The sequence below is a fragment of the Pseudomonas sp. TE21435 genome (assembly GCF_056279265.1).
Genome location: NZ_JBWBQZ010000001.1, coordinates 3160412 through 3187308 on the forward strand (window position 1 = coordinate 3160412; position 26897 = coordinate 3187308).

26 protein-coding genes are annotated in these 26897 nt (G+C 65.4%); 8 read left to right on the plus strand and 18 right to left on the minus strand.

Going from position 1 to position 26897, the window contains the following annotated elements; genetic code table 11:
- Positions 1-37: 37 nt before the first annotated feature.
- From ACZ9C1_RS14215 to ACZ9C1_RS14230, 4 genes are all read right to left on the minus strand, one after another.
- A complete protein-coding gene (locus ACZ9C1_RS14215) occupies positions 38-1465 on the minus strand; it encodes an efflux transporter outer membrane subunit (RefSeq protein ID WP_457378153.1) in 1428 nt (475 codons plus the stop codon).
- The gene (locus ACZ9C1_RS14220) at positions 1462-2523 is read right to left on the minus strand and encodes an HlyD family secretion protein (RefSeq protein ID WP_102682104.1); all 1062 of its coding nucleotides are present in this window, start codon (positions 2521-2523) and stop codon (positions 1462-1464) included. Before ACZ9C1_RS14220 ends, ACZ9C1_RS14215 begins: the two co-directional genes overlap by 4 nt.
- Positions 2524-2550: 27 nt before the next feature.
- A complete protein-coding gene (locus ACZ9C1_RS14225; RefSeq protein WP_457378152.1) occupies positions 2551-4092 on the minus strand; it encodes an MFS transporter in 1542 nt (513 codons plus the stop codon).
- 145 nt (positions 4093-4237) lie between these two features.
- Positions 4238-5143 (minus strand): LysR family transcriptional regulator, encoded by a 906-nt coding sequence (locus ACZ9C1_RS14230; protein WP_102682106.1) that lies wholly within the window; start codon positions 5141-5143, stop codon positions 4238-4240.
- 260 nt (positions 5144-5403) lie between these two features.
- Here ACZ9C1_RS14230 and ACZ9C1_RS14235 point away from each other — a divergent pair, with 260 nt between their 5' ends.
- From ACZ9C1_RS14235 to ACZ9C1_RS14245, 3 genes are all read left to right on the plus strand, one after another.
- Complete coding sequence (locus ACZ9C1_RS14235) at positions 5404-5850, plus strand: universal stress protein (RefSeq protein WP_139668950.1); 447 nt, start codon at positions 5404-5406, stop codon at positions 5848-5850.
- Between the two features lie 109 nt (positions 5851-5959).
- Positions 5960-6286, plus strand: coding sequence for a type II toxin-antitoxin system PrlF family antitoxin (locus ACZ9C1_RS14240; RefSeq protein ID WP_102682108.1), 327 nt, complete (start codon positions 5960-5962; stop codon positions 6284-6286).
- Complete coding sequence (locus ACZ9C1_RS14245; RefSeq protein ID WP_102682109.1) at positions 6283-6780, plus strand: type II toxin-antitoxin system YhaV family toxin; 498 nt, start codon at positions 6283-6285, stop codon at positions 6778-6780. Before ACZ9C1_RS14240 ends, ACZ9C1_RS14245 begins: the two co-directional genes overlap by 4 nt.
- Positions 6781-6824: 44 nt before the next feature.
- On the opposite strand, the gene ACZ9C1_RS14250 is transcribed toward ACZ9C1_RS14245, so the two are convergent.
- From ACZ9C1_RS14250 to ACZ9C1_RS14265, 4 genes are read right to left on the minus strand one after another with little or no spacing between them, the layout of a single operon-like run.
- Positions 6825-7685 (minus strand): efflux RND transporter periplasmic adaptor subunit, encoded by an 861-nt coding sequence (locus ACZ9C1_RS14250; protein WP_102682110.1) that lies wholly within the window; start codon positions 7683-7685, stop codon positions 6825-6827.
- Positions 7686-7695: 10 nt separating this feature from the next.
- Positions 7696-7896: a DUF1656 domain-containing protein gene (locus tag ACZ9C1_RS14255; protein WP_008097766.1), complete on the minus strand. Its 201-nt coding sequence runs from the start codon at positions 7894-7896 to the stop codon at positions 7696-7698.
- A 4-nt stretch (positions 7897-7900) separates the two neighbouring features.
- On the minus strand, positions 7901-10078 hold the full coding sequence (locus ACZ9C1_RS14260) for an FUSC family protein (protein WP_476254089.1): 2178 nt from the start codon (positions 10076-10078) through the stop codon (positions 7901-7903).
- Complete coding sequence (locus tag ACZ9C1_RS14265; protein WP_277502002.1) at positions 10075-11601, minus strand: efflux transporter outer membrane subunit; 1527 nt, start codon at positions 11599-11601, stop codon at positions 10075-10077. The genes ACZ9C1_RS14260 and ACZ9C1_RS14265 overlap by 4 nt, the downstream gene beginning before the upstream one ends.
- 180 nt (positions 11602-11781) lie before the next feature.
- Here ACZ9C1_RS14265 and ACZ9C1_RS14270 point away from each other — a divergent pair, with 180 nt between their 5' ends.
- Complete coding sequence (locus ACZ9C1_RS14270) at positions 11782-12729, plus strand: LysR family transcriptional regulator (RefSeq protein ID WP_110699994.1); 948 nt, start codon at positions 11782-11784, stop codon at positions 12727-12729.
- A gap of 219 nt (positions 12730-12948) precedes the next feature.
- Entirely contained in the window at positions 12949-13923 is a 975-nt protein-coding gene (locus tag ACZ9C1_RS14275) for a 2-hydroxyacid dehydrogenase (RefSeq protein ID WP_102682113.1), read from the plus strand.
- Between the two features lie 48 nt (positions 13924-13971).
- Here ACZ9C1_RS14275 and ACZ9C1_RS14280 read toward each other — a convergent pair whose 3' ends face one another.
- From ACZ9C1_RS14280 to ACZ9C1_RS14295, 4 genes are all read right to left on the minus strand, one after another.
- On the minus strand, positions 13972-14910 hold the full coding sequence (locus ACZ9C1_RS14280) for a glycosyltransferase family 2 protein (protein WP_476254090.1): 939 nt from the start codon (positions 14908-14910) through the stop codon (positions 13972-13974).
- Positions 14907-15275, minus strand: coding sequence for a GtrA family protein (locus ACZ9C1_RS14285; RefSeq protein ID WP_457378147.1), 369 nt, complete (start codon positions 15273-15275; stop codon positions 14907-14909). Before ACZ9C1_RS14285 ends, ACZ9C1_RS14280 begins: the two co-directional genes overlap by 4 nt.
- Positions 15272-16786, minus strand: a complete 1515-nt coding sequence (locus tag ACZ9C1_RS14290; RefSeq protein ID WP_457378146.1) for a glucosyltransferase domain-containing protein — start codon at positions 16784-16786, stop codon at positions 15272-15274. The genes ACZ9C1_RS14285 and ACZ9C1_RS14290 overlap by 4 nt, the downstream gene beginning before the upstream one ends.
- Before the next feature lie 86 nt (positions 16787-16872).
- Positions 16873-17769, minus strand: coding sequence for a DMT family transporter (locus ACZ9C1_RS14295; protein WP_476254091.1), 897 nt, complete (start codon positions 17767-17769; stop codon positions 16873-16875).
- A gap of 252 nt (positions 17770-18021) precedes the next feature.
- Between ACZ9C1_RS14295 and ACZ9C1_RS14300 the strand changes: the two genes are divergently transcribed.
- Complete coding sequence (locus tag ACZ9C1_RS14300) at positions 18022-18897, plus strand: helix-turn-helix domain-containing protein (RefSeq protein WP_110700001.1); 876 nt, start codon at positions 18022-18024, stop codon at positions 18895-18897.
- A gap of 57 nt (positions 18898-18954) precedes the next feature.
- Here ACZ9C1_RS14300 and ACZ9C1_RS14305 read toward each other — a convergent pair whose 3' ends face one another.
- The 6 genes from ACZ9C1_RS14305 to ACZ9C1_RS14330 form a co-directional block, all read right to left on the minus strand.
- Positions 18955-21357, minus strand: coding sequence for a TonB-dependent siderophore receptor (locus ACZ9C1_RS14305; protein ID WP_476254092.1), 2403 nt, complete (start codon positions 21355-21357; stop codon positions 18955-18957).
- A 204-nt stretch (positions 21358-21561) separates the two neighbouring features.
- Positions 21562-22533 (minus strand): FecR family protein, encoded by a 972-nt coding sequence (locus ACZ9C1_RS14310; RefSeq protein ID WP_476254093.1) that lies wholly within the window; start codon positions 22531-22533, stop codon positions 21562-21564.
- Positions 22530-23081 carry an RNA polymerase sigma factor gene (locus ACZ9C1_RS14315; protein ID WP_250888375.1) on the minus strand — a complete coding sequence of 184 codons (552 nt, stop codon included), beginning with the start codon at positions 23079-23081 and terminating at the stop codon, positions 22530-22532. Before ACZ9C1_RS14315 ends, ACZ9C1_RS14310 begins: the two co-directional genes overlap by 4 nt.
- Positions 23082-23085: 4 nt before the next feature.
- Positions 23086-23412, minus strand: a complete 327-nt coding sequence (locus tag ACZ9C1_RS14320; protein WP_476254094.1) for a DUF3325 domain-containing protein — start codon at positions 23410-23412, stop codon at positions 23086-23088.
- Positions 23412-24974, minus strand: a complete 1563-nt coding sequence (locus ACZ9C1_RS14325) for a PepSY-associated TM helix domain-containing protein (protein WP_476254095.1) — start codon at positions 24972-24974, stop codon at positions 23412-23414. The genes ACZ9C1_RS14320 and ACZ9C1_RS14325 overlap by 1 nt, the downstream gene beginning before the upstream one ends.
- Positions 24971-25276, minus strand: a complete 306-nt coding sequence (locus ACZ9C1_RS14330) for a DUF3649 domain-containing protein (protein WP_094011745.1) — start codon at positions 25274-25276, stop codon at positions 24971-24973. The genes ACZ9C1_RS14325 and ACZ9C1_RS14330 overlap by 4 nt, the downstream gene beginning before the upstream one ends.
- A 178-nt stretch (positions 25277-25454) precedes the next feature.
- On the opposite strand from ACZ9C1_RS14330, the gene ACZ9C1_RS14335 reads away from it, so the two are divergent.
- The gene (locus tag ACZ9C1_RS14335; protein ID WP_476254096.1) at positions 25455-25949 is read left to right on the plus strand and encodes a sigma-70 family RNA polymerase sigma factor; all 495 of its coding nucleotides are present in this window, start codon (positions 25455-25457) and stop codon (positions 25947-25949) included.
- Positions 25946-26872, plus strand: coding sequence for a FecR domain-containing protein (locus ACZ9C1_RS14340; RefSeq protein WP_476254097.1), 927 nt, complete (start codon positions 25946-25948; stop codon positions 26870-26872). The genes ACZ9C1_RS14335 and ACZ9C1_RS14340 overlap by 4 nt, the downstream gene beginning before the upstream one ends.
- Positions 26873-26897: the final 25 nt, after the last annotated feature.

Here is a 26897-nt window from a genome sequence, read left to right on the forward strand (position 1 = left end):
AAGGCATCGTCGGAGCGGGCTTGCCCCGCGATGCCTTTCAAACCTGATCGAACGCCTGCCAGCCGCCGCCCAGCGCCTTGTATAACCCGACCAGCGCCTGCGACACCGCCGCCGAGCTGTCGATCCACTGTTCCTCGCTGGCCAGCAGCGCCGACTGCACCGTCAGCACGTTGAGAAAGTCCACCGCCCCTTCCACGTACTGGCGCTGCGCGGTCTCCAGGGCGATGCGGTTCTGCCGCACCGCCTCGGCCAGGTGATCACGGCGCAGCTGGCTGGCGTTGTACAGGCGCAGCACGTCGTCGATCTCGTGCCAGGCACCGAGCACCACCTTGCGGTAGTTCAGCGCCGCCTCCTGCTGCTGGGCCTCGCGCAGCTCCAGGGTGCCCTTGAGCCGCCCGCCCTCGAAGATCGGCAGCGACAGCTGCGGGCCGAAGGCGAACCGGCGCGAATCCCAGCCGCCGAAATCGGACAGTTGCATGGCCTGGAAACCGACACTCCCGGACAAGCGGATGCTCGGGTAGAAGTCCGCCTTGGCCACGCCGATGCTGGCGGTGGCGGCATGCAGGCGGGCCTCGGCCTGGCGAATGTCCGGCCGGCGCTCGGCCAGCTCCGAAGGCACGCCGATGGCGAAGCGCTGCTGCGGCGCGGGCAGCTCGCCACCTTGCAGCAGCTCACGCTGCAGGCTGCGTGGTGGTTCGGCAGCGAGCAAGCCGAGGGCGTTGATCAGGTCGTCGCGACGGGCTTCCAGGGTCGGCAGGCGCGCCTCGATCGAAGCCACCTGGGCGCTGGCCTGGGCTACGTCGAGACGGGTAGCGACCCCTTCAGCCTGACGACCTTCGGACAACTTCAGGCTGTGGCGGGCAACCTTGAGGTTGTCCTGGGTGATGTCCAGGGTGTGCTGCACGGCACGCAACTGGATGTAGTTGCCGGCGGTTTCCGCAAGCAAGGCCAGCAGCACGCCCCGGCGGTCGTTCTCCGCCACCGCCACGCTCGCGTCGGCGGCCTCGACCTGGCGGCGCACACGCCCCCACAAGTCAAGCTCCCAGCCGGCCACCAGGTCGCCTTGCCAGAGGTTGTACGCCGACTTGCCGGACTTGCCGGACGGGTCGTTCAGCCCCTCGGCGCTGTTGCGCGCACGGCTGTACCCGGCGTTCACGTCCACCGCCGGCAGCTCGTCCGCCGCCACGCTGCTGCGCAAGGCGCGGCTTTGCAACAGGCGGGCACTGGCCATGCGCAGGTCGAGGTTGCGTTCGGTGACCTTCTGGATCAGCGCGCTCAGGCGCGGGTCATGGAAGCTGTCCCACCAGCGCAGTTCCAGCGGTTCGGCCACCGGCTGGCTGGCCGCGGCAGCGCCTTGCGGCTCGGCCCAGTCCTTGGGCGCCTCGCTGTCCGGGCGCTGGAAGTCCGGGCCGAGGGTGCAGCCGGCCAGCAGCATGGCCAGCAGCAGAGGGCTCAGGCGTCTCATCGCGCAGTCACCTCTTTGCCAGCCAGCGTGTCGCCGTGGGTATCGATGGTCGCTTCCACCGACATGCCCACGCGCAGGCGCGCCAACAGCGGCTGGCCGTCATCGAAGACGATCTTCACCGGAATGCGCTGCACCACCTTGGTGAAGTTGCCGGTGGCGTTGTCCGGCTTCACGGCAGCGAAGGTCACCCCGGTGGCCGGGGCGATGCTCTCGACACGGCCGTGGAGTTGTTCGCCGGAGAAGGTATCGACGCTGATACTCACCGGTTGCCCCGGTTGCACATGGGTCAGTTGGGTCTCCTGGAAGTTGCCGACGATATAGGCGCGCTCCAGCGGCACCACCGACAGCAGCCGCGCCCCCGGATTGACGTAGGCCCCGATGCGCAGGGCGCGCTCGCCGACCATACCGTCGACCGGTGCGGTGATGCGGGTGTAGGACAGGTCCAGCCGGGCTTTTTCCAGCCCGGCTTCGGCACGCTTGAGCTGGCCATCGGCGCTGGCCACCTGGGCGCTGAGGATGTCCACCTGCTTGCGGGTGGCCAGCAGCGCCGCCTGGCTGTTGGCCAACCGCGCACGGGCCTGGTCGACGCCGCTGCGCGCCTGCTGGGCATTCTGCACGGTGCCGGCGCCCTGCTCGGCCAGGCGGCTGTAGCGGGTCACCTCGTGGTCGGCGAAAGCCGCCTCGGCCTGGGCCGCCTTCACCGCCGCCTCGGCCTGGGCGATCAACGAGGCCTGGCGTTCGAGGGTGGCGCGGGCATCCAGGCTCTGCGCCCTGGCCACCAACAGCTGGGCCTGCGCGGCGTCGAGCGCGGCCTGGTAGTCGCGCGGGTCGATGGTCGCCAGCAACTGGCCGGCACTCACCTGCTGGTTGTCCTCCACCAGCACCTCCTTGATGAAGCCCGCCACCTTCGGCGCCACTACCGTGTAGTCGGCGGTCACGTAGGCGTCGTTGGTGCGCTGGCGATGATCGCTGCCGAACATCCAGGGGCCGACCAGGGCGGCGAGCACGGCCACGGCGAGTGCCGAGCCGATGAAGAGCGTCTTGCGGTTGTTGGTCATCTTTCTATCTCGAATTCAGCCCCGGCTTCAGGCCACCGCACGCGGCGGGAAGATCCGGGTAGGCACGAAGGGGATCAGGCAGATCATGGCGACGGCGATACCCGCCATCACCAGGTAGAGGTCGGCCGAGGTCAGCACCAGGGCCTGTTCATGGATGCGCTTGGCCAGGCCAGCGGCGTTGTCGTCGATCAGCGGCGCGTTGCCCAGGCTGTCGACCAGGTGGTTGGAATGAAAATGCCGGCGCAGGGTGCCAAGGGCGTCGAGCAGGCCGCCGGCGATCACCGCGGACAATCCTTTGACCGTGTTGAACCAGGCGGAAGCGAACGGCCCTTCCTGCGGGGTCATGCCATTGGTGGAGAGCATCAGCAAGGGCAGCACCGCCATCGGCTGGCCGAACACCTGCAGCAGGTAGAAGGGGTAGAAGTCGCCGCGAATCCACTGCGAGGTCAGCAGGCTGCTACCCACACACGACGCCGCCAGCATCGCCAGGCCCACGGCCAGCACCCAACGGCAGTCCACCGCGCGGATGTTGCACAGCGCTGCGGTGAGCGGCAGGGCGAGCAACTGCGGCATGGCCACCAGCAGCATCAGCGGGCTGGTTTGCGCCGGGCGGTAGCCCTGGATCTGCGCCAGGTACGCCGAAGGAATGCTGCCCACCCCGGACAACACCACCAGCACACCGGCCAGGGTCACCAGGGCGAAGCTCAGGTTGCGCCGCGAGAGCATGCGCAACTGGAAGAACGGCAATGGCTCGGACCACTCGTTGTACATGAACAGCACCAGCAACAGCAGGCCGCCACCGAGCAGCCAGCAGATCAGCGGCGAGTCGAACCAGCCCCAGCGGTCGCCCAGCGACAGGCCAAGGACGATGCAACTGATCGCCGGCAGGCCAAGCAGCACCCCGCGCCAGTCCAATTGCCTGAAGCGCTCCAGGCGCAGCGGATCCTGGGGCAGGCCCCAGCCGACACAGGCGATTGCCAGCAGCGACGGCAGGATGATCTGCCAGAACGCCCACTGCCAACCGACGTACTCGGTCCACAGCCCGGCCAGCGGCGTGCCGAGGTTGGGCCCGAAGGTGGCGGTCAGGGCATAGCAGGCCAGGCCATATATCTTGATGCCCGGTGGCAAGAAGCGCAGCGCCACGCTCATCAGCATCGGCGGCAAGGCGCCCGAGGCGAAGCCCTGCAGCACACGCAGCAACATCAGGCTGTGCAGGTTGGGAGAGAAGGGTTGGATCAGGCCGAGCACGGCAAACAGGCCGACGGCGGTCATGGTGAAGCGGCGCAGCGAGAAGGTGGTCGCCAGCCACGGCGCGAAGGCCATGGCCGAGACCGAGGCGGCGCTGTACACCGCCAGCAACCAGGCGCCTTCGTCGGCACCGATGCCCATGGCGCCACGGATGTCGCTCAGGGAAATCTTGGTCACCGCCTCGTTGAGCCCGGCGCACAGCACCGCCAGCAACACGCCGAACAGCCCGACCACCACCCGCAGGCCGAACGCCGTCTGCGCAGGGGCGACCGGCGCAGGGGCGGCGGCCAGCGCGGCGGAAGGCGCGGTCAGGGAACTCATGGATAGACATCTCCAGCAACATTTTAAGGGCTGGGGGAAGTCTAAGAAGGTCGAATGCTGACGAAAACTGACTTGTCGGCAGCTTTATGTTGCGCCAGACGCAATCCAGATGGATTTGCCGGCTATGGAACGTAAACGTTGCCGATCAAGGATCGATGCTGCCGCAAGCCTTCAACGTCTGCCGCAACCAGCGGTGCGCCGGGTCATTGTCGAAGCGCGGATGCCAGGCCTGCATCACGTTGACCTTCTCCAGCGGCACCGGGATCTCGAACGAACGCAAGGGCAGCTTCAAGCGCTGCACGCTGTTGAGGATATTGGCCGGTATCGGCAGGATCAGGTCCGAATCCGGCAGCGAAAACATCGCCGAATGGAAGCTGGTGGTGATCAGCGCCACTCGCCGCTCCACCTTGCAGTTGGCCAGCGACACGTCGATCGGCCCGTTGGCCCGGCCACGCCGGGACACGCTGATCTGCGGGTAGGCGGCAAAACGCTCGGGAGTGATCACGGCATCGAAGATCGGGTGATCCTCACGGGCCAGACCGACAAAGTAGGTGTTGAACAGGCTCTGCACCTTGATCTCCGGCCCCAGCTCGATGGCCGAGCTGATGATCAGGTCGATCTGCCCGTTGCGCAGCACCGCATCGTCATCGCCACTGCCCTCGGGCACGAAACGCAGCACCGTGCGCGGCGCCTGGGCCAGCATCATGCGCAGCAACTGTGCGCCATACAGGGCAATGAACAGGTCGTTGGTGCGGATGTTGAAGGCGCGGTCGAGGTTGACCAGGTCGACGGCATCGCGGCTGCGAAACACCAGGCCAGCCTGCTCCACCAAGCCATGCACCTGTTCGCGCAGGGCCAACGCTCGCGGGGTCGGCACCAGGCCACGGCCGGCACGCACCAGGATCGGGTCGCCCATGGCCTCGCGGATTCGCCCGAGGGTCCGGCTCATCGCCGCCGGGCTCAGGTTCATGCGCTGGGCGGCGCCCACCACACTGCCTTCGTCGAGCAGCACATCGAGGGCGACGAGCAGGTTCATGTCCGGGAGTTGCATGGCCGTTTTCCGTGACAGCTGTGGGAAACGCGATGGTAACAGGTTGGCCGATTGCGTCTGACGCAATGGCGCCGTGCGTGGGGGACCATTTATCCGCAGAGGTTATTGAATCGACAATGGTGTGGCCTCACCGCCGGTAAGCCGCGGCGGCGAACCGCAGCGCCTACAGGCAGCGCATCTCCCTGTGGGCGCCGCGGTTCGCCGTTGCCACTTGCCGGCGATGAGCGCAGCACTGCCATCCATTCTCCAAAGGATTGCCCATGCCCCACCCGGTTCTGATCGCCATCGACGCCTCCCCGGCAGCCACCAGCCTGCTCACCCTCGCCCAGCGCTACTGCCGCCCCGGCGAGCACACCCTGCATGTGCTGCTGGCCATCGACTCGACCTTCGCCGTGCACGACAACCGCACGGCCTACACCGAGCAGGAGCTGGAGGAATACCCCGCCGCCTGCGACGAACAGCAACTGGCCGAGCACGCCGTGAACAGCGCCGTGAGCATGCTGCGCGAAGCCGGCTTCGACAGCCTGGGCTGCATGGTCGCCGGCCAGCCGGTGGAGGCTATCGTCGCCAAAGCCCGGGAACTGGAGTGCGAACTGGTCATCATCGGCCACCGCCACCTGACACGGCTAGGCAGGCTGCTGGATCCGTCGATCAGCGCCAAGGTGATCGACCGGGTGAAGGTGCCCGTGCTGGTCGGGGCAGCTTGAGCCAGGAAAACCGTTGATCAGCCAGTACACACGAGGTAATGCAACTGCATTGACCAGGTAATGCACTCGCATTACCGTGGCCGATATTACTCCTCGCGGACTGACGACCATGGCTACTACCTTCGAAGCGGAATCGACCCTGACCGAGCGCTACCAGACAACGGTCCCCGAAACCGTTCGCCGCGCGTTGGGCCTGAAAAAGCGTGACAAGATTCACTACTCGATCCGCCCTGACGGAGCAGTGATACTCACCCGCGCAGAGACAGCCGAGGAAGACCCTGCCGTGGGGCAGTTCCTCGAATTCCTGGAGCGGGATATCGCCACGAACCCGCAACGTTTGAAGGTTGTCGATGCAGAGTTTGTCGCTCGCCTGAAGGCACTGGTTGGCGATGAAGAACTCGATCTGGATCAACCTCTTTCGGCGGATGATGAATGACAGATGCTGACCTCCCCCCCGTTTCTTCAACTGGCTGGACGGTGTTCGCACACCCCATGTTCCTCGATAAGCTGGACCAGCTGAAAAACGAACTGGAGGTCCTGAAGCGCAAGGCCCCCGATAGCTACACCAGGAAGAATGCCTGGAAACGGCTGACTGCAATTATTCGCCTGGCTTTTGATGGCATCGCGCAGGATCCAACCAAAACCGAGTATCGCCAGGGCAACACCCTGGGAGATGCCCACCGGCACTGGTTCCGGGCGAAGTTCTTCCAGCAATATCGTTTGTTTTTCCGTTATCACGCGTCGAGCAAGATAATCGTCCTGGTTTGGGTAAACGATGACGACAGCAAACGCGCTTACGAAAGCAGTGACGATGCCTACAAAGTGTTCCGTCGCATGTTGGGCACCGGATACCCGCCTGACGACTGGAGTCAGCTGTTACAGGAAGCAACTGCAGCAACAGCCCGATTCAACGCCACCCTCAAGCGCTGACATTTGCCCGCCAATTTATCGATGGCGTCAGCGCGAGAACTGGATCAGCCCTCGCTCGGCTTGACCACCACGGTACACGTGGTCCCCGCCGCCAGCAGGAACCCTTCCGGCACTTCATCGATATGGATCCGCACCGGCACCCGCTGCGCCAGGCGCACCCAGTTGAAGGTCGGGTTCACATCGGCGATCAGCTCGCGGCTTTGTGGGTTGTCACGGTCGTAGATCCCCCGGGCGATGCTCTCCACATGCCCTTTGATGCGCTCGCCGCTCATCATCTGCAGTTCGGCCACATCCCCTACCTTGACGTGGGGCAGCTTGGTTTCCTCGAAGAAGCCGTACACCCAGAACGACTGCTCATCCACCACCGCCATCACTGCCTCGCCGGTGCGGGCGTAATCGCCCTTGTGGATGTTCAGGTTGGTCACATAGCCATCGACGGTGGCAACGATCTGCGTGCGCTTGAGGTTCAGTTCGGCGGCGGCCAACTGGGCCTGGGCGTGCTGGTAGTCGGCCAGGGCGGAGCTGGCGATGTTGCTGGCGTCGTCGCGGTTCTCTTTCGAGATGACCAGGTTGTCCATGTCGGCGCGGCGCCTGGCGTTGACCTTGCGCATTTCCCAGGTGGCCTTGCGCGAGGCCACCAGCGCCTTGGCCTGGTCCAGCGCCAACTGATAGTGCTCGGGATCGATGCGGATCAGCACGTCGCCCTTCTTCACCCGCTGGTTATCCTTGACCGGCACATCCACCACATAGCCCGGCACGTCGGCGGCAACGTTGATGATATCGGCGCGCACCCGGCCGTCGCGGGTCCACGGCGTGGTCATGTAGTGCAGCCACAACTGGCGGCCGATCACCACGGCAGCGGTCAGCACCAGCAGGGTGGCGATCAGGCTGAAGAACTTTTTCATTGCAGGATTCTCACCAGTAGAGCGACAGCGCCAGGGCGCCGAACAGGCAGACGAACAGGCTCAGGCGCAGCAGCGCCGGGTGCCAGAAGAAGCGGTAGCCATCATGGCTGGCGATGAACCGGTCCAGGCCCCAGGCCAGGCCCAGGGCGAACAGGAACATCAAGGTCATGGTGGGCATGTACACGCCATGGAAGGCGATCTCGCGGGGCATGGTTTCACGGAGCATCGTGCAGTCCTTTCGCCGGTGCCAGCGGCGACTGTGGGTCGAGCAGGGAAGAACGGATGAAATGCAGGTAGCTCTGCGCCCGGCGCAGCACCGAGGTGTCGAAGTGCCGGGCGAAGGGTTCGTCGGTGGCCTGCAGGCGGCTGATGGCATGGTCCACTGCCACCAGGGCGCGTTCGTGGTTGCTGGCGCTGGGTTGCAGGAACAACCGCGCCAGGGCCCGGCCCATGACACGGATGGCCTGGCGCCACGGCTGCGACTCGGCGTAGGCCGGGTGCACCGGGGCGCGAGCCTGCTCCTTGCGCAGCTCGATAATGGCGTGGCCGATCTCCAGCACCGTGAACATCCAGCCCATCAGCTGGCTCTGCACCTGCGGCTTGCCGGCGGCCAGGCCGTAAGCCTGGTGCAGCAGGTCGCGGGTACGGCTCTCGAAAGCCGAGCCCAGCCCGCGCAGGCGCCCGCTGATGGCGAACAGCACCTGCTCGCGCAGCTCCTGCTCCAGCCGGCTCCACAACCAGCGGCTGTTGGGCGGCAGGATGATCGCCCCGGCCGCGGCGCAGACGAACATGCCGATGACCATGCCGATGTAGTCGTTGATGAAGGTGTAGGGGTCGTAGACCGTCAGATTGTTGGGCACCGAGCCGATGGCAAAGAACACCAGCAGGCCCAGGCCGTAACCGGCATAGGCCGGGCGCGAGGCAAGGAACGCGCCGAACACGAACACCGGCGCCAGGACCATGCACAGCAGCGCGAAGCCGTCGATCCAGGGGAACACGAAGAAGGTTTCGAAGAAGCCGACAAAGGCGCCGATCGCCGTGCCGCAGGCCATCTGGAACGCCATGCGCTTGGGATTCGGCGATGCCGCCGACAGGCCCACCGTGACCGTGGCGATCAGCGTCATCATGCCGCCACTGGGCCAGTCGCTGAGCAGCCAGTAGCTGCCCAGCAGCAACAGCACCGCCGAGGCGCGCACTCCAGCGGCCAGCGATACCAGCCAGCTGGTCTGGGCCACATAAGGTTCATCCCACTGTTCGCGTTCGTGCTTGTGCACGGCCAGCGAGGCGTGGGTCTCGGCGTAGCTGTACATCTCGTCGACGAAGCGGTACAGCAGCTCGAAGGCGGTATGGAAGTCGAGCAGGTCGGCCTCGCTGGGGCGGGTCTGCAGATACTCGGCGCGCAGACCACGCACCTGGGCCTGCAGGCCTTCCTTGTAGGTGCCCAGCTCCAGGGCCAGGCGCAAGGCGTCGGCGTCGGTCAGTGCCCGGCCGACGTAGGGCTGCAGCAGCTCGGCCAGGGTGGCCAGCCCGGGTTCGATGGCGCCGACGATCTGCAACGGGCCACGGGCGCGCAGGCGCTCGAGCAACCGGTGCAGGGCGTTGAAACGCGTGGTGATGGCCATGAACTCGCTGTTCATGCGTACCAGCCGACCTGAGCGCCGGCGCATGTGCGGGTCTTCGAAGGCGGTGACGTTGCGCAGGCTCTCCAGGCCCACCGCCTCGGCGACAAAGCGCACGTTGCTGGTCTCGAAGCGGTCGCGCTGGCTGTCGCCGCGCAGGGCCTCGACCACCACCCCGGCGAATACACCGAAGCGCTGGTAGAGGGCGTTGCGCATGGCGGCACTGGCCGATTGCGGCAGGATCGCAGCGCTGACGAAAGTCGAAACCAGAATCCCCAGGGCAATCTCCAGCACCCGCCACACCGCCGCCATGAACGCCTGGTCGGGGTGCTGCAGCACCGGCAGGCCGATCATCGCCGCGGTGTAGCCGGCCAGCACGAAACCATAGGCGCGGAAGGTGCGATAGCGCATGGCGCCCGCCGAGCACAGGCCGACCCACAGGGCCAGGCTGGGCAGGAACAGCTCGGTGTTCTGCGGGAAGATCGCGATCAGCGCGACCATCATCGCCGAGCCGGCCAGGGTGCCGAGCACCCGGTAGAAACTCTTGGCGAACACATGGCCGCTCTGCGGCTGCATGACGATGAACACAGTGATCATCGCCGTGCGCGGCTGCGGCAGCTCCAGGCGCATGGCCAGCCACAAGGTGATGAAGGCGGCGGCCAGGACTTTGAAGATGTAGACCCAGGTGACGCCGTCGGTCCGCGCCCAGGCAAAGAAACCCCGGCGCCATTCCAGGCTCCGCAGCCAGCGCAAGGGCAAGCTCGATGTGCTCATTCGGCGTAATCCGGCGTGTCGAAGATGGCCAGGGTGGCCGGCGTTTTCGGTGCGGCCTGGCGCTCTTCGTCCGGCACGTCCTTGCCCGCCTCCAGCCCGCCGCCCAGGGCCGTGACCAGTTCGGCATGGGCCACCAGGCGCGCGGCCTGTACCTGCTGCTGCACCTGCTGCTGGCGGAACAGCAAGGTCTGGGCGTTGAGCACGTTGAGGTAGTCGGTGAGCCCGCGCTGGAAGGCGACGGTGGCGATGTCGTAGGTCTTCTGCGCGGCGGCGACGGATTCGGCGGCGAAATGCGCCTGCTCCTTCATCGACTCACGGCGGATCAGTTGGTCGGAGATGTTCTTCAACGCGCCGATCACCGTCTGGTTGTAGTGCGCCACGGCCACGTCATAGCCCGCCGAGGCCACGCCCAGCTGCGAGCGCAGGCGCCCACCATCGAAGATCGGCAGGCTGATGGCCGGCCCGACGTTGTAGTTGAATTTACGCCCGGTGATAAATTCCAGCGGGCCGCCCCCGGTGGCCATGAAGCCCAGGCCGCCGACCAGGTCGACATTGGGGAAGAACCCGGCGTGGGCCACGTCGATGCCACGGGCCTGGGCCGCCACCTGCCAGCGGCTGGCGACCACGTCGGGGCGCTGGCCGACCAGCTCGGCGGGCAGGTTCGAGGGCAGTTTCAGCGGCGCGCCGAGGGTCAGGGTCGGGCGTTGCAGTGTCGCGCCCTCCCCCGGCCCCTTGCCGGCCAGGGCTGCCAGCTGGTTGCGGGTCAGGGCGATCTCTTCGTTGAGGCTGTCGATCTGGCGGTGGGTTTCCGGCAGCGGCGCCTCGGCCTGGCTGACTTCGAAATGGGTACCGATGCCACCGTCCAGGCGGCGCTTGGCCAGGGCGACGATCTGCTCCTGCTGCGCAAGCTCGGCCAGCACGATATCGCGCCGGGCGTAATGCAGGCTGAGCTGGATGTAGGCGCGCACCACGTTGTTCTCCAGCTCCAGCTGGGCCTGGCGCGCCTCGGCGACGCTCATGTGCGCCTGGTCCACGGCCTGCTCGCTGGCATTGCGCTCACGGCCCCACAGGTCCATCGCGTAGCTCAAGCCGATGGCGGCGTTGTTGTCCCAGGTGTTGGCGCCGGACAACGCGCCAGGGCCGTAGAACTGATCCTCCGGCCAGTTATGGCGCTTGAGCGTGGCAGTGCCGTTGACCTGCAGCTTTTCCGCCGACTCGACCACGCCGGCCATGGCCTTGGCTTGGCGCACGCGTGCAGCGGCCATCGCCAGGCTCGGGCTGCCGGCCACGGCCTGGATGATCCAGGCGTCGAGTTGCGGGTCGCCATAGGCGCGCCACCATTGCTGGGCCGGCCAGTGGGCGTCACGCGCAGCCTCACGGATGGCGTCGTCAGTGGTCAGTTGGTTGGCTTGGAGTGTCTTGCTTTGCGGGGCGATGCCCCAGGTTCCGATACAGCCGCTCAAGGTGAGACAAAGGGCACAGGCACTGAGCGCGCTAAGCGCTCTGATGTTGCGACGCGGCACAGCTGCGATTTCCCGAGGAAGAGGTGGAGGGGCCGGGCAATTCTAGGGGCGGGTTTCATTGGCGATAAGCGTATATTCCTGCGAATCTTTGTTACCAAAACAGCGATAATCCGGCTTTAGTCGGAAGCGAAATAGCGTTACTTCATGTCACAATTTTGTCCTCTAAACCGAGAGTGACCCATGGACACCCTGCAAAACATGCGTGCTTTCAGTTGCGTGGCCCAGCTCGGCAGCTTCACCGCTGCCGCGGCGCAACTGGACACGACCACCGCGAACGTGTCGCGGGCGGTCTCCAACCTGGAAGCCCATCTGCAAACCCGCCTGCTCAACCGCACCACCCGGCGCATCGCGCTGACCGAGGCCGGCAAGCGCTACCTGATGCGCTGTGAACAGATTCTTACCTACGTGGAAGAAGCCGAGGCCGAGGCCAGCGATGCCCATGCCCGTCCCGCCGGGCAGCTGAAGGTGCATTCGATGACCGGTGTCGGCCAGCATTTCGTGGTCGACGCCATCGCCCGCTACCGCGAGTCGCACCCGGACGTGACCTTCGACCTGACCATGGCCAACCGCGTGCCCGACCTGCTTGATGAGGGCTACGACGTGTCGATCGTGCTGGCCAGCGAGCTGCCCGACTCGGGGTTCGTCTCCCAGCGCCTGGGCATCACCTACAGCATCGTCTGCGCATCGCCCGACTACGTGGCGCGCCACGGGTTCGCGCACAAGCCCGCCGACCTGCTCAAGCATGCCTGCCTGCGCATGGTCAGCCCGGTGATCCCGCTGGAGAAATGGCTGTTCGACGGCCCCGAGGGACAGGAGGTGGTCAATATCACCACCTCACCGTTCCAGGTGAACTCCGCCGATGCGATGAAGACCGCGATCCGCAGCGGCATGGGCGTGGGCGTGCTGCCGATCTACACCGCCATCGATGGCCTGCGTGACGGCAGCCTGGTGCGGATCCTGCCGCAGTACCGCCTGCAGGAGCTGAACCTGTATGCGATCTACCCGTCGCGCCAGTACCTCGATGCGAAGATCAAGACCTGGGTCGAGTACCTGCGCAACTCGCTGCCGGAAATCCTCGCCGCCCACGAGGCCGACCTGAAAACCCACGAGCTGCTGATCGCCAACTGAAAAAGCCGGTGCATTCGGGCGGGGGACAATGGTAGGTTGCTAACCATTGATTTCAGCGTCTGGCAGAGAGGTTCATGAGAGGGCTTGGCCTTCTATCGCGGATAAATCCGCTCCTACAGGGTCATGAGTTTCCTGTAGGAGCGGATTTATCCGCGATGGGCCGCAACGCGGCCCCCTCTGCGCAGACCCCGTCCTTGCACCTTGCAGAGAAGCAGCCCGATGAAAAAGACCGTCCTGGCCTTCAGCCGCATCACCCCGGCCATGGCCGAGCGCCTGCAACACGACTTCAACGTGATCGTGCCCAACCCCAAGCTGGGCGACATCGCCGCCCAGTTCAACGAAGCGCTGCCCGAGGCCCACGGCCTGATCGGCGTTGGCCGCAAGCTGGGCCGGGCGCAGCTCGAAGGCGCGGGCAAGCTGGAGGTGGTGTCCAGCGTCTCGGTCGGCTACGACAACTACGACCTGGACTACTTCAACGAGCGCGGCATCGCCCTGACCAACACCCCCGACGTGCTCACCGAAAGCACCGCCGACCTGGGCTTCGCCCTGATCATGGGTTGTGCCCGGCGCACCGCCGAGCTGGACGCCTGGACCAAGGCCGGCCACTGGCAGGCCACCGTCGGCCCGGCGCAGTTCGGCAGCGATGTGCACGGCAAGAAACTGGGCATCGTCGGCCTGGGCAACATCGGCGCGGCCATCGCCCGGCGTGGCCGTTTCGGTTTCAACATGCAGGTGCTGTACACCGGCAACAGCCGCAAGGCCGCGCTGGAACAGGAGTTGGGCGCGCAGTTCCGCAGCCTGGATGAGCTGTTGGCAGAAGCCGATTTCGTCTGCCTGGTGGTGCCGCTGTCCGACGCCACCCGCAAGCTGATCGGCGCCCGCGAGCTGAAGCTGATGAAACCCAGCGCGTTCCTGGTCAACATCGCCCGTGGCCCGGTGGTGGACGAAGCGGCACTGGTCGAGGCACTGCAGGAAGGGACCATTCGCGGCGCCGGCCTGGACGTGTACGAGAAAGAACCGCTCGGCGATTCGCCGCTGTTCAAGCTGCCCAACGCCCTGACCCTGCCGCACATCGGCTCGGCCACTGCCGAGACTCGCGAAGCCATGGCCAACCGGGCCATCGACAACCTGCGCTCGGCCTTGCTGGGCGAGCGACCGCAGGACTTGGTGAATCCGCAGGTGTGGCAAAGCTGAAAGCCCAATCACGGGGTTTGTGCAAGCGGGTTTGCCCCGCGATAGAGCCTACTGGGGTTGGCTACGCCGCCCCAGTACCTTGCGTACAACATAGCGGGGCCGGTGCTTGGTTTCCTGGTAGATCCGCCCGATGTACTCGCCCAGGATGCCAATCCCGATCAACTGCACCCCGCCAAGGAACAGAATCGCTGTCATCAGTGACGGGTACCCCGGCAAGTCGTTGCCGAACAGCAACTTGTCCAGCACCAGAAATGCCGCGTACAGCAGGGCGAACAACGACACACCGCCACCGATGTAGGTCCATAGCCGCAGCGGCACCGTGCTGAACGAGGTAATACCGTCCAGTGCCAGGTTCCACAGGCGCCAGAAGCCAAACTTGCTATTGCCCGCCGCCCGCTCCTGGCGGTCGTACTCGATGATCTCGGTACGGAACCCCACCCACGACAGCACGCCCTTCATGAACAACTGCTGCTCCGGCATCTGCCGGATGGCAGCGACCACCTTGCGGTCGAGCAGGCGGAAATCGCCGACGTTCTCTTCGATCGGCAACGCAGCGATGGCGTTGTGCAGACGATAGTAGAGCCCCGCCGTCCACCGTTTGAACCGCGTATCGGCCAGCCGGCTGCGGCGCTTGGCCAGCACCACGTCGGCGCCGCCCTGCCAGCGCTCGATCATCTGCGCGACAACCTCAATGGGGTCTTGCAGGTCGACATCGATTGGCACCACCGCGTCGCCTTCGGCATGCTCCAGCCCCGCGAACAACGCCGACTCCTTGCCGAAGTTACGGGAGAAATTGATCGCCGTGACCCATTCGTCCCTGGCCGCCAGATCGGCGCAGATGGCTTCCGTATCGTCGGTGCTGCCGTCATTGACGAAAACGATTTCCACGGTCGCGTCTTTCAGCGAAGGCTCGCTGCGCACGGTGCGGTAAAAACACTCGAGGGTCTGCTCCTCGTTGTACACCGGTACCACCAACGTAATGTTCATGGGTCCCTCCGTCTGAACACCACGGTGTGTGAATAGGCGTAACCCACCGTCAGGCTGGCGAACGAAAAGATGACCAGCGTCAGCCAAGGTGACAGGTTGATACGATCAGAAATCGTACCGATGACCAGGCTCAAGCAGCCCATTCCAGATAGAAACAGGAAATAGCGTTGTCCTTGCGGACGAACTGCAAAGGTGTATTGAGCATTGACGTGATAGGAAAGGCTTGCTGCCACCACGAAGGCAAGCAGGTTGCCCTGTGCCTGGCTCATGCCAAGAAGAACATGCGACACAAGGAATACCAGCCAATGCACAGCGGTATTGCCGATACCCACCAGACCATACCGTACAAAGCGCCCCAGGCTCATGGTGCGACTTCCTCGAATCCGGCAGGCGCCTTCATCAGCACATAAGCATCATTGCCTACCCGATGAATGTCGTAGAACTGGCTATGTACCAACGCCAACGGGCTGATAGCTATCACCTGCCGTCGATCCAGGGGTGGCTTGTCGAAGAAAAGCCGAAAATCATCGATTCCGACCAGAGGCAGCATCTCGGGCAAGACGAGATAACTGTTCGGGAAAAGAGCGCTCACTGCCGGCATCGCTCGCAGCGTTCCTTCCGCGCCGGGAATCCAGGGTTTTTTTAACCAAAAATCAATGAGATAAACATGTTTGAAAGGTGCCAGATCGGCGTACGGGGCGAGGTCTTGTGCCAACCCTTGCGAAATCGATTGATGCAATGCCTTTTGCAGCACCATGACCCGTCCGTACGCGAAGGAAAACGAGAGCATGAACACCAAAGGGACCGCCAGAACCAGCAGTTGCATGCGCGGCGCCCTCGCCAAGGCGCCGTGCACGAATAGCAGCAACATGACGATCACGGCCCCCAGCCCCATCATCACCCGTACCTCGCCTTGAAAACGTTCAAGGAAAAGTACCAACCCCGGGATCAACGCCAGGGCGGCTACTGCCATCCCCAGCAGAGTCATCCATAGGCCCACGCACTCCACGCGGGATGATGCACGCTGCTGAACACGCCTCAGCACAATGACGAGCTGCCAGGTGGCCACGCAAACCAACACGATCACAAGCCCTTGCAGGGTGGGGGTCATGAGTAGACCGACGGTTTCAGTCACCGTCCCCATCCGCTGGAAGACCTGGCCAAGCCATCGCTCATCGAACGGCAGCAAGCCACTGGTATAGAACCCTTCGATCATCCAGGCACAGGTCGCGTAATACAGCGAACAACCCACCACCAATTGACTGAAACGTATCCATATAAGTCGCCATATCTGGCGAAAACCTGAACCGTCGATGATCCTGCGAACCACCTCTATGCAACACAGCCCGGCAAACAGGTTGATGCTTACCTGATAGAAACCGGCTGCAACAAGAACGAGCAATGTTCCCCCCCACCAAGCGCGCCATCGCTGAATACCGAGCGCAATAGCCCCTACGCTGGCCGCCATCGACAGCGCCATGGCCGCGCCATCGTACTGATAGGAAAGGTTCTGCAGAAAAAACGGTTGGAGCCACAACGGCAACACCACGAACAAGGAGCTGAGCGTAGGCGTGGTGAACCAGTAGCGAATCAAATGGGCCAGGGCATAGCCACTGATAACAACAGCCATCAGCAGTGGAAGCGGATAGATATTGACCGCACCAGCGGTAAAGCCAAGCCCTGAGTACAACAAGGATGTCAGTGGACGCCCCAAGGCAACCCAACCACCGCTCGCGAGATGCTGGCGGGAAAAGTCATCCAGAAAGGGATGGTCCGCCATGAGCAATGGCAGGATGTGCAGCATCATGGCTGCCGAGCACAGCACCCAGACCTGGGAGTGCGTGAGCGGTCTGTTCCATGACAAAGGTGCCGACATCCCTAATCCCCAGGCCAAGAATCCCGGAAAGTCTAGCCAGCACCTGGGAACCTGCGCACCTGCCATTTTCGACAGGTGCTACCTGCTCAACGCGCCAATACAATGTCCGGTTTGACTCGCGGCTTGCCAAACACCAGCACATTCCCCGCCATCACCGCCACCAGCCCCAACAATGCCGGCGCTGTCCACTGATAGCCCTCGGCGAACGCCGACACATTCAACGCCACCAGCGGGAACAGCACGGTGCAGTAGGCGGCCCGCTCCGGCCCCATGCGCCCGACCAGGGTGAGGTAGGCGGTAAAGCCGATCACCGAGCCCGGGATCACCAGATACAGCAGCGAGCCTATGTAACGCGTGTTCCACTCCATATCGAAGGGGATCCCCCTGAGCAGGCAATACCCCGCCAGCATCGACGCGCCATAAACCATGCCCCAGGCATTGGTGGTCATGGGTTTGAGCCCGGCCTTCTGCTGCACGCTGGAAAGCATGTTGCCTGCGGAGAAACACAACGTGCCAAGCAGCGCCAAGCCCAGGCCATAAAGGGTTTCGCGGCTGGCGGCATGATGGGAAAGCTCCGGCCAGAACAGCAGCCCCAAGCCCAGCAGCCCCATGGCCCCGCCGCCAAGCACGTTGGCGGCGATCTTCTGGCCAAAGAACACCCGTGCATTGATCGCGTTCCACAGGGTGGCGGTGGAGAACACCACGGCGATCAGGCCGCTGGCGACCCACTGGCTGGCGGTGAGGAAACACATGAAGTTGACGCAGAACAGGCACAGGCCCTGGGCCAGGCACACCAGATGGCCCCGGCGGTTCATCGGCTGCAGGCGGCGGGTGAGCAGCAGCAAGACGAACAGGATCAACCCGGCCAGGGCGAAGCGGTAGACAATCGACACCGGGATGGCGACTACCCCCAGTTGCAATTTCAGGGCGATCCAGGTGGTGCCCCAGATCAGGACGGTGAGCAGGTAGAGCGACAGGTTCACGGGCATTCCTCCAGACAGTCGACTTGGGGCCGCTTCGCGGCCCATCGCTGGCAAGCCAGCTCCCACAGGAACAGCACATGCCTTCACCTTGTGGGAGCTGGCTTGCCAGCGATTCGAGGGCGCAGCCCTCGCCAGGACTACGAGTCTTTACCGCGCCCTGATTCCGACGCTTGCATAAACTTGCGCTTTTCCTCTTCGGCCAGCTGCCTTCCCGCCCGCGCCGCAGTACGATGGCCTTCAGAGGAGTCTCCCATGCCCGCACTCGACCACCTGCAAGTCTTCAACGCCATGCATGCCTCGCCCCACGCCCGGCTGGAGCTGAGCGCGCACCTGGGCGACGGGCTGGCGGCGGCGTTGTGGAGCAACCGCGACGACGCCCGCGACTACCAGGCGCCCAGCCACCACACGTTGTCGTGCTACATCGCCGACGGCACCGGTACCTTCCGCCGCCAACGCCCGGCCGACAAGGGCGCGCCGGGCAAGCTGTGCATCATGCCGGCCGGCCATGAGTCCAACTGGGTGGTCAACGGCACGATCCGCCTGGCCCACCTGTACATCAGCGAACAGCAGTTCGCCCTTGGCTGCACCCGCCTGCTGGACCGCGAGCCGCGTGAAATGCAGCTGCACGAGGCGACCTTCCTCGACGATCCGCAACAGGCCGCACGCTTTCGCCAGCTGATCGGCCTGGACTGGGCCGAACCCGGCGAGCGCCTGCTGGCCAGCAGCCTGGCCCACGACATCATCGACCACGCCGTGCTCAATCAGGCCGGCCTGCGCCAAGGGCTCAAACTCAAGGGCGGCTTGGCGCCGCACCAGCGCCGACAACTGGTGGACTTTATCGAGGCCCACCTGGACCAGGCGCTGACGCTGGGCGAGCTGGCGCTGCGCTGCAACCTGTCCGAATACCACTTCGCGCGGATGTTCCGCGCAAGCTTCGGTCTGCCGCCGCATCAGTACCTGCTGGCCCGACGGCTGCAAAAGGCGTGTCACCTGCTGCGCATGGGCACGCTGCCCCTGGGCGAAGTGGCGCTGCTGTGCGGGTTTGCCAGTGCCAGTCACTTCAGCAACCGGTTTCGCCAGGCGTTGGGAGCGACGCCGGGGGAGTATCGGGCGGCGTTCTGCGCCTGACTGCCGGGCGCTATCGCGGGGCCAGCCCGCTCCCACGCCGCCCATCATAGGTTGGCGTCAGAACTCGAAGGTGCTCGACAGGCTGACTTGCCGCGCATCCCCCACGGCGACGAAGTAACGGTTCACCGCCGAGCTGTAGTACACCTTGTCGAACAGGTTCTTCACGTTCAACTGCAAGCGCACCTTGTGCTCGTCCAGCTTGGTTTCGTAGCTGGCGAAGGCATCGGCCACGGTGTAGGCCGGCATGTCGAAGTCGTTTGTCGCGTTGCCCGCACGCTCACCCACGTAGCGCGCACCTGCCCCCAGGCGCAGGCGATCACCGCCGAACAGGCTGCCGTAGTCGTATACCGCCGAAAGCGAGCCACTGTGACGCGCGACGTTCTGCAGGCGGTTGCCCTTGAGCTGTGGGTCCTTGGTGACCTCGGCGTCGGTGAAGGCATAGGCGCCGATCAGGCTCCAGCGCTCGCTGAGTTGGCCGGTCAGGTCCAGCTCGACACCCCGTGAGCGGACTTCCCCTGCGTTGCTGTAGAGAATGGTCCCCGGCTGGGTGTCGCCATCGGCCACCAGCACGTTGCGCTTGGTGATGTCGAACAGCGCCAGGGTACCGCTCACCGCGCCCGGCACATCGAGCTTGGCCCCCAGCTCCCAGGACTTGCCCTCCTCCGGCGCGATCCCAGAGTCCAGGGTCAGGGTGCGGCCACCGCCGATGCTCAGCGGTGCGATGGTCGAGTTGGGCTTGAACGACTCGCTGTAGCTGCCATAGAACGACAGCTGGTCATCGACCTTGTACACCACGCCCGCATGGGGCACCCAGGTCTGGTCGCGGGTGTCGGTGTTGACATTGAACGGCCGGCCACGGCCGGCGTACTGGTCGTACTGCTGGAAACGCCCGCCGGCCACCAGGATCCAGTGCTCGTCCAGGTGCCAGGCGTCCTGCAGGAACAGCGAATCGGTGCGCAGCTTGTCGGTCTGGTCGCTGTCGCTGGCGCGCACGCTGGTGCCTTGCACTTCGCGGCCATAGACCGGGTTCAGGTAGCTGAAGGTCGAGCGGCTGTTCTGGCGGATCAGGTCGGCGCGGTAGACCTTGCGGTCCTCGTGATCGACACCGACCACCAGGTCGTGGCGCATGCCCGCCAGCTCGACGCTGCCGTTGAGGCTGAAGGTGGCAAACTGATCGCGACTCAGGGCGCCCCGGGTACCGTCGATGCTGCGCGACAACGTGCCCTGGCTTTCATCCACGCCGGTCACGCGCACCTGGCTGGCGTCGTAGGTCTCGCGGTTGAAGCTGTAGCCGACGTGCAGCTTCCACGCATCGTCCAACTGATGATCGACCTCCAGGCGGTACAGGTCGGAGCGCCCTTCCATATCGTTGAACGGCTCGTCCAGGCGGCGGGTGGCAGGAATATTCAGAGGATGGCCGTCGCTGCCGAAGGCGGTACCGCGGTCGAACGGGTAGCGAAACTCGCGGTGCTCATAGGCCAGCACCACCTGGGTGTCCTCGCCATACCAGGCCAGCGATGGCGCCACCAGCGATTCGCGGTGCACGCCGAAGTTGCGCCAGTAGTCCTCATCCTCATGATCGACGATCAGGCGATAGGCCAGGTTGCTCTCCCCCAGCGCACCGGTGCTGTCCAGGCCGCCACCGCTGCCGTTCTTGCCGCTGCCGTAGGTCGAGCCGCGCAGGGTCAGGGCGTTGTACTGGGTAAGTTGCGGGCGCTTGCTGACCACGTTGATCACCCCGCCCGGGTCCTGGATGCCGTACAACAGCGAGGCCGGCCCCTTGAGCACCTCGACCCGCTCGGTACTGGCGTTGAGCGCGCGGCCCTGCACGATCGGCATGCCGTCGCGCATGATCGAGCCGTCGCGGTTGTCGCCGAAGCCACGCTTCATCACGGTGTCGGCGGTACCGCCGAAGTTGTTGCCCTGGGTGATGCCGCTGACGTTGTACAGGGCATCGTCCAGGTTGCGCGGCGCCTGGTCGCGGATCACCTGGGCCGGAACCACGTTCACGGCCTGCGGGATATCCAGGGTCGCGCCCTGGCCACGCATGATCGAGGCGCTGGCCGGCGGCTGGTAGCTGTAGTCGTCCAGTTGCGAGTTGATGGTGGTGGCCTGCAGGTTCAGCGCGCCGGAGGTGTCGACCGGCTCCAGGGTCAGGGTGCGGGCGTCGAGGCGGCGCCAGGCCAGGCCCGAGTTGCCGAGCAACTGCTGCAGCGCCTGCTCGGCGTCGAAGGTGCCGTTCAGCGCCGGGGCCCGCAGGTCCGGTAGCGTCAGGGTATAGACCACGCTCTGCCCGGTAGTACGGCTGAAGGCGTTGAGTGCCTGGGCCAGCGGCTGGCTGGGCTGGGCGAAGGCATAGACCTGGCTCTGCTGGGCGGCCACGGCAGGGGGCACGACGGCCATGGCGGACAAGCTGCAGAGGCCGAACCAGAGCGAGACGCAACGCGGGGTGAACTTCATGGACGCGGACCTGTGGGCGGGATGATCGTATGCGAATGAATCGCACTTCCACTCACTACACGGATGCCGGCGTGGGGTACCTCATCACCTGATGGAAATATTTTGCTGTTCCGACGCTATCGCGGGGCAAGCCCGCTCCCACGCAATGGCTTATGGGAACGGACTCGTGGGAGCGGGCTTGCCCCGCGATGACGTCGGCTCAGGTCAACGCAAAATGGTCAACCGGCCCAGCAGCGTCTGCCGCTCGAACCCCATCACCTTGCCCAGCGAATCCAGCGCGGCCAGCGGTTCCGTCACCGGGAAACTGCCACTGACCTTGCGCTGCGCCAGCTCACCGTCGAGCAGCAGGATCCGCCCCGGGTAGTAACGCCCCAGGTCCTCGAGCACCTGCGCCAACGGCACCTGGTAGTAGTTCAGCCAACCCTGGCGCCAAGCCAGGCGGCTGTCGCTGTCCACCGCCTCGACCCCAGCGGCCACACCACCGGCATAGGCCAACTGCTGGTTGGCTGTCAGTTCGCGGGCCGGTTGCCCTTCGGCCGCCGTCACCGCCACCCGTCCGCTGCGCACCGTGACCTGCGCGCCGTCACCCTGCCCGCGCACCTCGAACTGGGTCCCCAGCACCCGCACTTCGCCGCCCTGGGCATCCACCAGGAACGGCTCGCCGGTATGGGTCACCTCGAAGAATGCGGCGCCGCGCAGCAACCGCACGCGCCGCTGCCCATGGGCGAAGTCCACAGTCACGGCGGTACCGGCATCCAGGGTCAATTGCGAACGATCGGCCAGGGTCACCTGGCGCACCTGCGCCCCGCTGGTGTAGTCGGCACGCAGGTCCTGCAGCCAGAACTGCGGCTGCCAGCCTGCCGCGAATCCCAACGCCAGTACCAAGCTCGCCGCCACCGCCAGGCCGCGCCACGGTCGCTTGCGCTCGGGCCGGCGCATGGCCTCCAGGTATGCTTGCAGACCTTGGTGCTCCTCGGCCGCCAGCCGCGCCGCCGGCGCCTCGCTCAGGCGCCAAAGCGCCTGGGCCTCGGCATAGGCCTGGCGATGGGCGGGGCTCTCCAGCAACCAGCGCTTGAACGCCGCGCCCTCGGCCTGCGCCGGCTGCTGCTGGATGCGCCCCAGCCAACGCAGGGCGGCCTGGGACTGGGCGGCAGTGATCGGCTGTTCAACACTCATCGACGGGCGCTCCCTGGCCGGCGCAATGGGGACGCGGGTTCGGCAACACTCGCCTTGCACGCTTCGAGGGCGCGCATCATATGCTTTTCCACCGCGCTCTGGGACAGTTGCATGGCCTTGGCGATCTCGCCGTAGGTGCAACCATGGATGCGGCTGAGCAGGAAGATCTGCCGGGTGCGTTCGGGCAATGCCCGCAGGGCAGCCTCGATGCGTTGCAGGTCGTGGTCGACCTCCAGGGCCTGCTCGGGCGCCTGGGCGCAGTGGGCTTCGTCGGGGTCGTGCAAACCCTCGGCAGCGCGATCGCGGCTGCCCTCGCTGCGCAGGTAGTCAATGGCCAGGTTGCTGGCGCTGCGCAGCAGGTAGGTGTCGAGCGCCTCGACCTTCACCTCGGGGCGCCGCCAGAAGCGCAGGAACAAGTCCTGCACCAGGTCCGACGCCGTGGCGCGGCAGCCGACGCGGCGGCTGACCAGCGCCTCCATGCGCGCACGCTGGGCGAGGAACACCTGGAGGAAGCGTGCCCGCCCGCCGCCGGCCTCGGAGTCGCTCAAGGGCCTAGACCGCCAGCACGGCCAGCAGCGGCCCTAGCACCAGGCTGGCAAGCGCCGCGCCGAGCAACAGCCGCGGCTGATAGGGCAGGCCGAACACCCACAGGGTCACCCCGGCCATCAGCACGGCGATCCACTCCACCAGGCCCAGGGCCCAGCCGCGCCCATTCACCGCGAGGATCAACGACAGCAGCAGCAACGCCCAGCCCGTGATTTTCAAGGCTCGTAGCTGCCGCCCCGTGGGCTTGCGCCCGAGCAGGTCGTTGAAGTGTTTTTCCATGGCCAGGCACAGGCCGGCGAAACCGGCGAAGCCCATCAGCGCAACTCCCAGCATCAGCTCGCCTCCACGGTCTTGGCGGCGCGGGGCGCACGCTTGGCGGCCGGCTTGGGCGCGCGCAGCATCTTGCCGGCGGCCCAGGCCAGGAACAGGCCGGTGGCCAGGGCCGTCAGGTCGAAACCGGCCATGGCCCAGTCACCGGAGGCGATGGAGTGATCCAGCCCCTTGTCGGAGGTCAGTGCGTTGAGCAACGGCAGCAAGGCGAACGCCAGCGCGCCCAGCGTCAGTTGCTCGCCCCAGGCGCGGCGCCCGCTCCTCAGCATGGCGTGGAGCAATGACGCGCCCCAGGCCAGGAAGAAACCGTTGATTTCCCAGTCGGCCCGCCCTTCCAGCGTTGCCGGCAGCAGGCGATTGGCCCAGAAGAACGCCGCCACGCCCAGCAACAGGCCGCTCATGCTGGCGATGTTCAGCACTTCGACCAGGCGCAGCTCGCCGGGCATGCGTGCGCTCTTGGCATGCTTGAGCTGGCGCTTGCCCAGCCACATCACCAGCCCGGTGCCGATCACCGCGGTGCCGGCCACGCCGAAGGCGAAGTACAGCCAGCGCAGCCAAGGCCCGGCGAAGTTGCCCATGTGCAGGCCGACGAAGGTGAACGAGGTGGTCATCGCCGCGCTTTCCGGCGCGCCGCGGCGCAGCAGCTCGCCACTGACGCCATCGAAGGTCCAGATGGCGCTGCGCTGGTAGGCGACACTGTCGGCCGAGGCGCGGGTGAAGGTGACCCGGGCGTTGCGGTCACCGGGGTTGTGCACCTGGATGTAGCCCATGCGCGCCCCCGGCGCCTGTTCCTGGACCTTGGCATACAGGTCGCTCAACGGCGCCAGCGGCGCGGCCTGGGCAACCGCCTCGGGCACCTCGTCGCGGCCGAACACATCGTTGAAGTAGCCGCTGCTGTCGCCGTAGCTGGCCAGGATGCTGGCCGGCATGACCATGTACATGAAGATCACCAGGCTGCTGTAGCTGATCATCAGGTGGAACGGCAGCACCAGCACACCGATGGCGTTGTGGCCGTCGAGCCAGGACCGCTGGCCCTTGCCCGGGCGGAAGGTGAAGAATTCCTTGAAGATCTTCTTGTGGGTGATGATCCCGGTGACCAGCCCCAATAGCATGATGAAGGCGCAGAAGGTCGACAGCCAGCGCCCCCATGGGTGCGGCATCTGCAGTTGGAAGTGGAAGCGGTAGAAGAACTCGCCGCCACGGCTGTCGCGGGCCTCGACCGCCTCGCCGGTGCGCGCGTCGAGCTCCTTGTCGGTGAAGCCACGACGCCCACCACCGTTCGGGTCGCGCCAGCTGACACTCAGCGCCGCCTCGCGCTCGCTGGGCAGGCGGATGAACCAGGTGCTGGCGTGGCCGGCATTGCTTTCGAGGTAACGCTGGGCCAGGCCAAGACTGGTTACCGGGTCGAGCGGATGGCTCTGCACCTCGGGCTGGGTCCAGTGGCTGATCTCGTCCTTGAAGTACGACAGCGTCCCGGTGAGGAAGATGGCGAACAGCAGCCAACCGAAGATCAGGCCGGTCCAGGTGTGCAGCCAGGCCATGGCCTGGCGGAAGCCTTCTTTCATGGCAGGTTCATCCAGTAGGCCAGTGCGTTGATCAGCCCCAGCACCAGGCTTGGCAGCAGCATGCCCAGCCAGGCGCGCCAGGCGCTGCGGCAGGCGAAGCACCAGATGAAGGCGATCAGGTAGAAGACGAATGACAGCATCATCCCGGTCATCGTCGCGTCGGCCTGGGTCATCGGCGCAAGCAGGGTGATGCAGACACTGGCCATCGACGCCAGCAGGTAGCCACCCAGCAGCGCGGCCAGGCTGCGTGAGGTCACGGCCAGGCGGTAGCTCAGGGGAAGGCCGGCAGCTTTGCTCTTCATGGCGAGGGTCCGGGAATTGGGGCTGCAATACTAATGATTTCAATTCTCATAAGCAAAGCATGGCGGCGCGAGCGGTCGCATGCCTTGCGTCGGCAGCGATTGCCGAACACCAGCGGCATGAATACAATGCGAACAATTCTTACTTCCAGTTGCGCTATCCGGCGCCGGAGTCGCATCGGTGCCCAGCGCCCTCTCTTCCACCGTCGAAGGCCTCTACCTCGCCCACCACAGGTGGCTGACCGGTTGGCTGCGACGGCGCCTGGGCTGCCCGCAGAGTGCCGCCGACCTGGCACAGGACACCTACGTGCGCTTGCTCCAGGCCCGCGAAGCGCCGCAACTGATCGAGCCCCGTGCGTTCCTCACCACCGTGGCCAAGCGTGTGCTGTGCAACCATTTCCGCCGCCAGGAACTGGAGCGCGCCTACCTTGAGGCCCTGGCCCAGGTGCCCGAACAGGTGGCACCGAGCGAGGAAGACAAAGCCCTTATCTTCGATACCCTGCAGGCGCTCGACCGCCTGCTGGACGGCCTGCCGGCACTGGTCAAGCGCGCCTTCCTGCTGGCCCAGGTCGATGGCCTGGGCCAGGGCGAGATCGCCCGTGAGCTGGGCATCTCCCTGGCCACGGTCAAGCGCTACCTGCACAAGGCAGCCCTGCGCTGCTACTTCGCCCTGTGAACGGCACGTTCTCGGCGCAGATCGCCGAACAGGCGGTGCACTGGCTGATCGAATCGCAGAGTGCCGATTTCGACCAGCACCAGGCCCTGCAGCATTGGCTGCAGGCAGACAGCGAGCATCAGCGCGCCTGGGCGCATATCCAGCAGGTCAACCAGCGCCTGCGCGGCGTGACCGCGCCAGTGGTCCACGCCACCCTGCAGGCACCACCTTCACCCGCCCGGCGCCGCGCCCTCAAGGTCTTGCTGCTGGCCGGCGTGGCCAGTGCCGCCGGGCTGGGCCTGCAGCAGCACAATCCGCTGCCCGGGCTGATGGCCGACTACCGCAGCCCGGTTGGCCAGCGCCGCCGCCTGACCCTCGACGACGGCAGCCAGCTGCACCTGAACACCCGCAGCGCCGCCGATGTGCGTTTCGACGGCCAGCAGCGCCGGGTGCGATTGCAGGAGGGCGAGTTGTTGCTCGACGTGCAAAACGATCCCCGTCCACTGCGCCTAGCCACGGCCCAGGGCGAACTGCGCCTGGAAAGCGGGCGCTTCGATGTGCGCCAGTTCGACGGTTTCAGCCTGGTCTCGGTGTTCAGCGGCAGCGCCAGCGTGGCCGGCACACCGCTGCTGGCCGGCCACCAGGCGCGGTTTGCCGTGGGCGGTTGGCAGGCCATCGCGCCGCTCGACCCCAACCGCGCGGCCTGGGTAGACGGCATGCTGGTGGTGTCGCAGATGCGCCTGGGCGATTTTCTCGCCGAGCTTGGGCGTTATCGGCTCGGGCAACTGGGTTGCAGCGAAAGCGTCGCCGAGCTGCGGATTTCCGGGTCGTATCCACTGGCCGACAGTGAACGGATCCTGGAAATGCTTGAGGTGGCACTCCCGGTGAAGGTGCGACGGTTCACCCGGTACTGGGTGTCGCTCGAGGCAGCGAAAACCGGCTGAGAGACAAGCGAGCGGCAACACATGG

Excerpts from the sequence above, each read along its gene's own strand:
- ACZ9C1_RS14230 (WP_102682106.1), bottom strand. The coding sequence starts at position 5,143 with ATGCAACTCCCGGACATGAACCTGCTCGTCGCCCTCGATGTGCTGCTC.
- ACZ9C1_RS14255 (WP_008097766.1), bottom strand. The coding sequence starts at position 7,896 with ATGCCCCGCGAGATCGCCTTCCATGGCGTGTACATGCCCACCATGACC.
- ACZ9C1_RS14305 (WP_476254092.1), bottom strand. The coding sequence starts at position 21,357 with ATGAAGTTCACCCCGCGTTGCGTCTCGCTCTGGTTCGGCCTCTGCAGC.
- ACZ9C1_RS14225 (WP_457378152.1), bottom strand. The coding sequence starts at position 4,092 with ATGAGTTCCCTGACCGCGCCTTCCGCCGCGCTGGCCGCCGCCCCTGCG.
- ACZ9C1_RS14240 (WP_102682108.1), top strand. The coding sequence starts at position 5,960 with ATGGCTACTACCTTCGAAGCGGAATCGACCCTGACCGAGCGCTACCAG.
- ACZ9C1_RS14270 (WP_110699994.1), top strand. The coding sequence starts at position 11,782 with ATGGACACCCTGCAAAACATGCGTGCTTTCAGTTGCGTGGCCCAGCTC.
- ACZ9C1_RS14330 (WP_094011745.1), bottom strand. The coding sequence starts at position 25,276 with ATGAAGAGCAAAGCTGCCGGCCTTCCCCTGAGCTACCGCCTGGCCGTG.
- ACZ9C1_RS14235 (WP_139668950.1), top strand. The coding sequence starts at position 5,404 with ATGCCCCACCCGGTTCTGATCGCCATCGACGCCTCCCCGGCAGCCACC.
- ACZ9C1_RS14275 (WP_102682113.1), top strand. The coding sequence starts at position 12,949 with ATGAAAAAGACCGTCCTGGCCTTCAGCCGCATCACCCCGGCCATGGCC.
- ACZ9C1_RS14260 (WP_476254089.1), bottom strand. The coding sequence starts at position 10,078 with ATGAGCACATCGAGCTTGCCCTTGCGCTGGCTGCGGAGCCTGGAATGG.
- ACZ9C1_RS14300 (WP_110700001.1), top strand. The coding sequence starts at position 18,022 with ATGCCCGCACTCGACCACCTGCAAGTCTTCAACGCCATGCATGCCTCG.
- ACZ9C1_RS14320 (WP_476254094.1), bottom strand. The coding sequence starts at position 23,412 with ATGCTGGGAGTTGCGCTGATGGGCTTCGCCGGTTTCGCCGGCCTGTGC.
- ACZ9C1_RS14325 (WP_476254095.1), bottom strand. The coding sequence starts at position 24,974 with ATGAAAGAAGGCTTCCGCCAGGCCATGGCCTGGCTGCACACCTGGACC.
- ACZ9C1_RS14215 (WP_457378153.1), bottom strand. The coding sequence starts at position 1,465 with ATGAGACGCCTGAGCCCTCTGCTGCTGGCCATGCTGCTGGCCGGCTGC.
- ACZ9C1_RS14310 (WP_476254093.1), bottom strand. The coding sequence starts at position 22,533 with ATGAGTGTTGAACAGCCGATCACTGCCGCCCAGTCCCAGGCCGCCCTG.
- ACZ9C1_RS14285 (WP_457378147.1), bottom strand. The coding sequence starts at position 15,275 with ATGAGCCTGGGGCGCTTTGTACGGTATGGTCTGGTGGGTATCGGCAAT.
- ACZ9C1_RS14280 (WP_476254090.1), bottom strand. The coding sequence starts at position 14,910 with ATGAACATTACGTTGGTGGTACCGGTGTACAACGAGGAGCAGACCCTC.
- ACZ9C1_RS14220 (WP_102682104.1), bottom strand. The coding sequence starts at position 2,523 with ATGACCAACAACCGCAAGACGCTCTTCATCGGCTCGGCACTCGCCGTG.
- ACZ9C1_RS14250 (WP_102682110.1), bottom strand. The coding sequence starts at position 7,685 with ATGAAAAAGTTCTTCAGCCTGATCGCCACCCTGCTGGTGCTGACCGCT.
- ACZ9C1_RS14245 (WP_102682109.1), top strand. The coding sequence starts at position 6,283 with ATGACAGATGCTGACCTCCCCCCCGTTTCTTCAACTGGCTGGACGGTG.
- ACZ9C1_RS14290 (WP_457378146.1), bottom strand. The coding sequence starts at position 16,786 with ATGTCGGCACCTTTGTCATGGAACAGACCGCTCACGCACTCCCAGGTC.